General features: G+C 75.0%; 9 protein-coding genes. 4 read left to right on the top strand and 5 right to left on the bottom strand.

All coding sequences use genetic code 11. The features are described 5' to 3' along the window. Positions 1–10 precede the first annotated feature (10 nt). Together CWIS_RS04380 and CWIS_RS04375 are read right to left on the bottom strand one after the other, a co-directional pair. Positions 11–1,003, bottom strand: coding sequence for a hypothetical protein (locus CWIS_RS04380; RefSeq protein ID WP_048342034.1), 993 nt, complete (start codon positions 1,001–1,003; stop codon positions 11–13). Positions 1,004–1,150: 147 nt separating this feature from the next. Continuing rightward, positions 1,151–2,107: a DUF4349 domain-containing protein gene (locus tag CWIS_RS04375; RefSeq protein ID WP_048342033.1), complete on the bottom strand. Its 957-nt coding sequence runs from the start codon at positions 2,105–2,107 to the stop codon at positions 1,151–1,153. A 489-nt stretch (positions 2,108–2,596) separates the two neighbouring features. Between CWIS_RS04375 and CWIS_RS04370 the strand changes: the two genes are divergently transcribed. After that, a complete protein-coding gene (locus CWIS_RS04370; protein ID WP_048342032.1) occupies positions 2,597–3,028 on the top strand; it encodes a hypothetical protein in 432 nt (143 codons plus the stop codon). Here the strand turns inward: CWIS_RS04370 and CWIS_RS04365 are convergent. Then, positions 2,961–4,025: an AlkA N-terminal domain-containing protein gene (locus tag CWIS_RS04365; protein WP_082156209.1), complete on the bottom strand. Its 1,065-nt coding sequence runs from the start codon at positions 4,023–4,025 to the stop codon at positions 2,961–2,963. The genes CWIS_RS04370 and CWIS_RS04365 overlap by 68 nt on opposite strands. 35 nt (positions 4,026–4,060) lie before the next feature. Between CWIS_RS04365 and CWIS_RS04360 the strand changes: the two genes are divergently transcribed. Beyond that, positions 4,061–4,570, top strand: a complete 510-nt coding sequence (locus CWIS_RS04360; protein WP_082156218.1) for a thioredoxin domain-containing protein — start codon at positions 4,061–4,063, stop codon at positions 4,568–4,570. A gap of 210 nt (positions 4,571–4,780) precedes the next feature. Then, positions 4,781–5,587 (top strand): SDR family oxidoreductase, encoded by an 807-nt coding sequence (locus tag CWIS_RS04355; RefSeq protein ID WP_231583654.1) that lies wholly within the window; start codon positions 4,781–4,783, stop codon positions 5,585–5,587. Here the strand turns inward: CWIS_RS04355 and nhaA are convergent. Further along, positions 5,560–7,086 (bottom strand): Na+/H+ antiporter NhaA, encoded by a 1,527-nt coding sequence (nhaA, locus tag CWIS_RS04350; RefSeq protein WP_082156208.1) that lies wholly within the window; start codon positions 7,084–7,086, stop codon positions 5,560–5,562. The genes CWIS_RS04355 and nhaA overlap by 28 nt on opposite strands. Next, a complete protein-coding gene (ppk2, locus tag CWIS_RS04345; protein WP_048342029.1) occupies positions 7,083–7,943 on the bottom strand; it encodes a polyphosphate kinase 2 in 861 nt (286 codons plus the stop codon). The genes nhaA and ppk2 overlap by 4 nt, the downstream gene beginning before the upstream one ends. Before the next feature lie 174 nt (positions 7,944–8,117). Between ppk2 and CWIS_RS17945 the strand changes: the two genes are divergently transcribed. Further along, the coding region (locus CWIS_RS17945) for an excisionase family DNA-binding protein (RefSeq protein WP_156186541.1) at positions 8,118–8,218 on the top strand (101 nt) is incomplete at its 3' end.

The raw sequence follows: 8,218 nt of genomic DNA, 5'->3' as shown, positions 1-8,218 counted from the left end.
CGGCCCAGGGCTACCGCAGGGCGGGCCGCCGCGGGCTCGGCAGGTCGGGCACAGGCACGCCCTGCGCCTTGAGGAGCTCGGCGACCACCGCACGCCAGCACTTCTCGGCCTCGTGCAGGTGCCGCGCGACGTCGTCGGGCGCGACGTGCCCCGCGACCCCGAAACCGTCCGCCGCGTCGAGCGCGTCCTGAGCCCGGTAGAACGCGGCACGCGCGGCCCGGTACTGCGGGGTCGTGTGCGCCCACGGCGGGGTCGCGACCTCGAGCGCGCCCGCGGCCTCGTCGAACATCGTGCGCACGAGCGCGACGGCGTGCGGACGCTCGGCCAGACCGAGTCGGTCGGCCCCCGCGGCGACGGCGGACACGACGCCCGACAACGCCAGGCGCTGGACCGTGACGTGCAGGGCGGTCGGGTCGATCCGCTGCGCGAGCAGGAGCGACAACGTGCGGCCGAGGGTCGCCTCGTCGAGCTCGCGGCGGCGCCGTCGGGCCCGGTCGGCGGCCTCCTGCGCCTGCTGGGCGCGCAGCGCCGCCGCGTGGGCCTCGCGCTCGCGGCGCTCCGCCTCGTGCCGCAGCGCGCTCTGGTGGCGCGTGACCACGTCGGCGGCCAGCCGCACGTGGTGGGCGCTCTCGGCCTGCGCGCGCGTGACGAGCTCGGACGCGTACGAGCTGAGCGGCGCGGCGTGGCCCACGTCGGTGTAGCCGAACAGCGCGACGCGATGCTCGTCGGCCCACAGGACCGCCGTCTTGCTGTACCCGGCGCGCGAGTAGCAGACGGCCGTCCGTCCGCCCGCCGCGCGGTGCAGGCGCTCGACGGTCTCGCGGGAGACGGGCGAGCGGTAGTGCTCGACGAACGCCGCGAGGTCCTCGCCGACGAGGTCCAGGGCACCGTCCTGCGGCGCGGTCGTGACGTGCGCGTCGAGCCGGGCGAGGACGATCCGCGCGTGGCGTTCGGCGAACTTCTCCGCCTCCCGCCACCGCGGGTCCTTGCTCACGGTGCTCACGTCCCAGGCCCTCCCGCCGGTCCGCTCGACCGTACGGCCGGCCGGGCGTCCCCCGCGCGGCCCGCACGAGTGATCGTTCGGGTGACCGGGTGCCAGGGCCTCGCCCGTGCGGGCGACACGTCCGGGTGACGCCGACGGCCGGACGGCTCAGTCCTGGTGCGGAGCCTCGTCGCCACCTGTGCCGGGGGCGGCGACCGTGACGGGCTCGCGCTCGGGGGTCGTGGCGACCGTCCGGCGCCGCCGCCGGACGGCGAGCACCACGAGTCCGAGCAACCCGACGACGACGAGCCAGGGCAGCATCGCGCCCAGGACGACCATCGTCACCGAGATCGTGGAGACCAGGGCGTCCCACCCCGCCTCGAGGCCCGACAGGAACGTGCCGGAGCTCTCGGCCGTCTCGACCGGCAGCGTGCCCGGCCCGGAGACGGTGACGTCGATGGTCGACAGCGACACCTGCCCCTGGAGCCGTGCGCGCTGCGAGCGCAACGACTCGAGGTCGCCCTGGCGCGAGGACAGCGCGGCCTCCGCGTCGAGCAGGTCCTTGGTCGTCGTCGCGGAGGTCATGAGGGCCTCCATGCGCGCCACCGAGAGCTCGAGCGCGTGGATGCGGGCGTCGAGGTCCTGCGCGGCGTCGGTCACGTCCTCGGCCCGCAGGTCCACGTTGCTGACCCGGCCGAGCTCGCCCAGCTCCTGGATCGTCGCGGAGACCTTGGCCGCCGGGACGCGGATGGTGAGCGACGCCGTCGCCACGTCGTCGGCGCTCGCGGCCGACTCCGAGCGCGCGTCCACGCGGCCGCCCGAGCGCTCGACGTAGGTCGCGAGCTCGCGCGCCGCGGCGAGCGGGTCCTCGGCCTCGACCCACACGGACCCGGTCTGCACCACCAGCCGCGCCTCGTTCGGTGACGACGACCCGTCGTCGTCCGCCTTCCCGCCCGACTCGTCGGCGGCGGAGTCGCTCCCGGCATCGACGGCGGCGGGCGCCGCGCCGCCGTCGGCCGCGTCGTCGGCGCTCGCCGAGCAGCCGGCGAGCAGGAGCCCGACGAGCATCGCGGCGGATGCCCAGGTCAGCGCGGACGGGCGGAGGCGACGAGACAGCGTGGTCATGCTGCGACCGTAGGGACTCGGACCCGGCGCCGGGGTGGACGTGGTGCAATCGTGACGTCGTCGTCACCGGATCGCAGCCCGCGGCGGCGCCCGGTGCTCGTGGCGGAGCGTGCGCACCGACGGTGGTCGAGGCGTGAGAAGGCTCGCGAAACCGGTTGACCGGCTTCCTGGGCGGACGTACGGTCGCGCTCGACGGGTCGATCCAGACCCGAACCGCGGAGGTAGGCGCCATGCACGGACGACGGGGACATCCCGCGCGTTCCCGTGCCGTACGCGCGTGGTCGATGGATCTCGAGTCGCGATACCTCTGCGCGTTCCGCTGTCCGCGCTGACCGGAACGCGCCACCCCCGCCCGACCAGGCCGCCGATCCCGGCGCCCGTCGGCCCCGTCCGGCCCTCTCCGGCCGACCCCGCACTTTCCTGATCGTCCGCGCACCGTTCGCGACCCTCGCGTCGTCGCCCGGTCCGTGCCGTGCTCGAGGAGTACCCGTGTCCCTGGTCCTGGACCTCCCCGTCCGAGCGACGCCCCTGCTGGGCGTCGCGCCGGCCGACGACCTCGGCGGGGCCCCACGCGGGGCGCCGGAGGACGACGTCGTCGTCGTGTTCGAGCACAACGTCCCGGTCGCAGGCGGCTCCTTCCATGCGCTCGCGCCCGCGGCGACGCACGCGGACGGCGCTCGCGTCGCTGAGCTCACCGGCGTGTGGGCGGTCCCCGGACGCCACCGCCGCGACCGGATCCGGCGCGCGCTCGCGGTGCTCGAGTCCACGGCCGCGACCGCGGGCTACGCACGCCTGCAGGTGGCGGTCGACCCGTCGCGGACCGACGCCCTCGCGCTGCTGCGCGAGCGCCGATTCACCCCGGTGGTGGCTCCCGACGAGCCGTCGAGCGACGTCGAGCTGGAGAAGCGGCTGCGCGCGTGAGCCGCTCGAGCACCGTCCCGGACCACAGGTGCTGGGCGGCGTACGCACGCCAGGGCGACCAGCCCTGCGCCCGCGCCTCGACGTCGCGCGGCTTGTCGAGCCCGAGCGCCTGACGCAGCACGAGGTCGCCCGCAGGGAACGCGTCGCGCAGGCCGGTGGCGCGCAGCGCGAGGTAGTCGGCCGTCCACGGGCCGATCCCGGGCAGCGCGACGAGCGCTGCGCGCGTCGCGTCGGGGTCGTCCGTCGCGCGCAGGTCGAGGCCGTCGGCGCACGCGCGGGCCAGGCCGACGAGCGTGCGGGCGCGGCTCGCGGGGACGCGCAGCACCTCCCGCAGCGCGTCGGGGTCGGCCGCGGCCACGTGCGCCGCGCTGGGGAACAGCGTGAGCCCGTCGGCCCGCACGGGTCCGAGCGCGTCCGCGAGGCGGCCCGTGAACGTGCGGGCCGCGGCGAGCGAGACCTGCTGGCCGAGCACCGTCTGCGCCGCGACCTCGAACGCGTCGACGTGCCCGGGGACGCGCAGGTGCGGCCGGGCGGCGACGAACGGCCCGAGCACGTCGTCGTCCCGCAGGTGCTCGACGACCGCCGCCAGGTCGTCACCGAGCCCGAACCACTGGTCGAGCAGCTCGACGACGCGCGCGCTCGACGTCGCGCCGGCTCCCGGCGGGCCCGTCCCGATCCCCGGAACGGGCACGAGACGCGCGCTGACCTCGTCGTCCGCGAGGTGCACGACGAGACGCAGGAGGCCGCCGTCGTCGTCGGGGACGAGCCGCTCGACCGTCCCGCTCGAGGCAGTCGCGCTCGAGGCCGTCCCGGTCGGCGCCGTGGCGTCCGTCGTCAGGGTCTCGACGCCGGGCACCACATGCGTGGCGAGGTAGGCGAGCGTCGCCCGCGCGTCGAACGGGACCCGCACGACGACCGCCCCGTCGTCGGCCGGCGGCGCGAGAGCGGGCACAGTGGCGGGCACAGCGGCGGGCGCATCGGCGGGCACGGAGGTCATCGCTCGCCACCGTAGCTGGCCCTACCGTGGGGTCCGTGCCCCAGGACTCGCCGCTCGACCCGCACCGCCACTCCTACGGCTCGCCCACGGCGCCCGTCACGATCGTCGAGTTCGGCGACCTCGAGTGCCCGTACTGCCGCGCGGCCGCGCCGGTGCTGCGCGACGTCGTCGCGACGTCCGGCGGCCGGGTCCGCCTCGTCTGGCGGCACTTCCCGTTGTTCGAGGTGCACCCGCACGCGCTGACTGCGGCGCTCGCCGCGGAGGCGTTCGCCGCGCACGGCCGGTTCTGGGACCTGCACGACGCGGCGTTCGCGCACCAGGACCGCCTCGCCGACCCGGACCTGCGTCGGTACGCGAGCGAGGCGGGGATCGACCCCGACGAGGTCGTCGGCGAGGCGGTCCAGCGCTGGGCGCCCGCGGTCGAGGCGGACTACCTCGAGGGCCTGTCCCACGGGGTCGGCGGGACCCCGACGCTGTTCATCGACGGCACGCGCTACACCGGCCCGATCACCCCCGACGCCCTCCGCGCCGCCACCACCACCTGACCCGCCCCCCACCACGCCCACCCAGCGGTTGCTCAGGCCTGGGGCGGTCGTGGCCGGAGCGAGCGCTGGGTCGGCGGGTGAGCGGTGGGGCCGGGGCGTGGCTACCTCCACGGTGAGCCAGCGGTTGCTCAGGCCCGGAGCCGTCATCGCCGGAGCGGACGCTGGGTCGGGGAGTGCGGTCGGGTGGGGTGGGCGTGGCAGGGTGGGAGCGTGAGTTCCACAGCGTTGGTGACAGGGGCAGGCCGGGGGATCGGGCGGGGGATCGCGGTCGGGCTCGCGCGCTCCGGGTACGACGTGGCGCTCGTCGGGCGGACGCGTGCGCACCTCGACGAGACCGCGGCGCAGGTCGCGCAGGAGGCGCCCGACGTCCGCGTGGTGGTCGCCGCCGCGGACCTCGTCGACGCGACCGAGGTGGCCGACGCGGTCGCGCGCGCGGAGGACGGCCTCGGCCGGATCGACCTCGTCGTGAACAACGCGGGCGTGATCGAGCACGACGAGACGGACTTCGTCTCCGACGACGTCGAGGACTCCTGGCGCGTCGTGGAGACCAACGTGCGCGGCCCGATGCTCGTCGCGCACGCCGTGCTGCCCGCGATGCTCGCGCGCGGCGGGGGCCGGCTCCTGCAGATCAACTCCGGCTCGGGCTACAACCGGCAGACCCAGTACACGGGCTACGGCATCAGCAAGGGCGCGCTCGCGCGGCTCACGACGCTGCTCGACGCGCAGTACCGCGACCGGGGGATCCGCACGCTCGACCTCGCGCCGGGCGTCGTCGCGACCGACATGACCGCCGCGATGCCCGTGCACGCCGACCGCACCGCGTGGACGTCGGTCGACGACGTCGTCGCCTTGGTGCGCGCGTTCGGCGACGGCGAGCTCGACGCGCTGTCGGGCCGGTTCGTGCGTGCGGGCGCGGACACGGTCGCCTCGTTGCGAGCGGCCGCAGCCGCGATCGTCCGCCAGGACGCGCGCCGGATCCGGGTCCCGGCCTACGGCCCCGACGACCCGCTGGCCTGACCGTCCGCGCTCGTCGACTCGTCGGGGCCGACCGACGGCTCCCCGATGCCTGACAGCTCCGACGAGGCCCCGGTGCCCGACGAGGCCCCGGTGCCCGGCGGTTCACCCGTGCCCACGGCTGACTCGGGTGCGCGCCAGGGCAGGGGCGGGAGCGACGTCGGGGCCGCGCGCGGCGGTGAGCACAGGGGCAGCCGTTCGCCCAGCCAGCGCAGCAGCACCGACCCGGTCGCGGCGGCGAGCAGCGAGCCCGCGAGGATCCCGACCTTCGCCTGGCTGAGGTGCTCCTCGTCGTCGAACGCGAGCTCGGCGATGAACAGCGAGATCGTGAACCCGATGCCCGCGAGCACCGCGCCGCCCAGCAGGTGCCCATAGCGCACGCGACCGGGCAGGTCACCCATGCCGAGCCGGATCGCGAGCGTCGCGGCGCCCGTGATGCCGATCGCGTTGCCCACGACGAGGCCCACCACGACCGCGAGCGTCAGACGCGAGTGCGCAGCCTCCGACAGGGCCTCGGAGTCGAGCCGCACGCCGGCGTTCGCGAGCCCGAAGAGCGGGACGACGACGAACGCGCTCCACGGGTGCAGCATCCGCTGCAGCCGGTCGCTGGCCGGGACGGCCGCGCGCGCGGCGAGCTCGGCGAGGTGCTCGCGGTCGGCGGTCGTCTCCTCGACGAGGTCGCGCGCGTACCCGCGGACCGCCTCGACGTCCTCGCGGCGGGGTGCGGTCGCCGGCACGATCAGCCCGACCGCGACGCCGGCGAGCGTCGCGTGCACGCCCGACGCCTGCACCGCGACCCACAGCGCGAGGCCGCACAGCGCGTAGGGCAGCAGCCGCCACACCCGCAGCCAGCGCAGCACGAGCAGCGTCAGGACGAGTGCGCCGGAGATCGCCAGCGCCACCAGGTTCACGTCCGCGGTGTAGAAGACCGCCATGACCGTGATCGCGCCGATGTCGTCCACGATCGCGAGCGTCAGCAAGAACAGGCGCAGCCGGTCCGGGCACGCGGGGCCGAACAGCGCGAGGATCCCGACGAGGAACGCGGTGTCGGTCGACATCACGACGCCCCAACCGTGCTGCACGTCGGTCCCGGTGGTGATCGCGAGGAAGAGCAGCACGGGGACGACGAGCCCACCGAGCGCGCCGAGCGCGGGCACGGCGACCGTGCGGCGGTCGCGCAGCTCGCCGCGCGTCGCCTCGCGGCTGATCTCGAGCCCGACGACGGTGAAGAACACGGCCATCGCGGCGTCGTTGACCCAGCCGTGCAGCGTCAGGTCGAGCCCCCACGTGCCGACGTGCAGGCCCGCGGTGGTGTGCCAGAGCTCGTCGTACGACGCCGACCACGGGGAGTTGACCCAGACGAGCGCGACGACGGTCGCCGCGAGCAGGACGAGCGCCGAGCCGGCCTCGGTGCGCAGGAAGTCGCGCACGTTGGGCGTCAGCGTGGGCACGCGGACGCGCAGCGCAGGCCCGACGCCCGCACTCGTGGAGCTCGCGGTCACAGGTCTCGCTCGACGTCGCCGCGCAGCGCGGCGACGTGGTCGGGCACGTACGTCGAGAGCTCCCGGGGCGGGCGCTCGTAGCCCGACGAGGGTGCGGGGCGGTCCGGCAGGACGACCTTCTCGTGCGGCACGTCGGTGTACGGGATGGTCGACAGCAGGTGCGCGATCATGTTGAGCCGCGCGTGCTTCTTGATCTCGCTCTCGACGACGAACCACGGGCTCGCGGGCACGTCGGTGTGGACCATCATCTCGTCCTTGGCCCGCGAGTACTCCTCCCACTTGGAGATCGACTGCAGGTCGGTGGTGGACAGCTTCCACTGGCGCAGGGGGTCCGCGAGGCGCGAGCGGAAGCGGCGCAGCTGCTCGGCGTCGGAGACCGAGAACCAGTACTTGCGCAGCAGGATCCCGTCCTCGACCAGCATCTGCTCGAAGATCGGCGTCTGCCGCATGAACTTCGCGTACTCCTGCGGCGTGCAGTAGCCCATGACGCGCTCGACGCCCGCCCGGTTGTACCAGGAGCGGTCGAACAGCACGATCTCGCCCGCCGACGGCAGCTGCGCGACGTAGCGCTGGTAGTACCACTGCGTCTTCTCGCGCTCGGTGGGGGTCGGCAGCGCCGCGATGCGTGCGGTCCGGGGCGACAGGTACTCCGTGATCCGCTTGATCGTGCCGCCCTTGCCGGCGGCGTCACGTCCCTCGAAGATCACGGCGATCCGCGCGCCGGACGCCCGGGTCCACTCCTGGACCTTGACCAGCTCGGTCTGCAGCCGGAAGAGCTCGGCCTCGTAGACCGAGTTCGGGATCTTGTCCCGGTCCCGTTCGCCGCCCTTCCTGGACTTCTTCGCCTTCGTCCCCATGCGGGGACGCTACCGCGCCGTCCCGCTCGCAGGGAGGTGGGAGAGCTTCGTGGTCAAGCGGCCCCCGGTGGTGCGACGACCGACAGTCGAGCGCGGGGCGGTGCGCCTCCTCTGTCGCAGAATCGTCGACGAACGGGGCCTTCAGACCGCATCTGCGGCCCTAGAGTGCTCTCCGTGGCGCATTTCCGGATCAGCGAGGCGGCCGAGCTGCTCGGCGTGAGCGACGACTCCGTGCGCCGCTGGGTCGAGGCGGGGGCGCTGCCTGCGACCACCGA

Source organism: Cellulomonas sp. A375-1 (assembly GCF_001040865.1).
GTDB lineage: Bacteria > Actinomycetota > Actinomycetes > Actinomycetales > Cellulomonadaceae > Cellulomonas > Cellulomonas gelida.
Note: the sequence above shows the minus strand (reverse complement) of the source record. Positions and strands in the feature narration are given on the sequence as shown.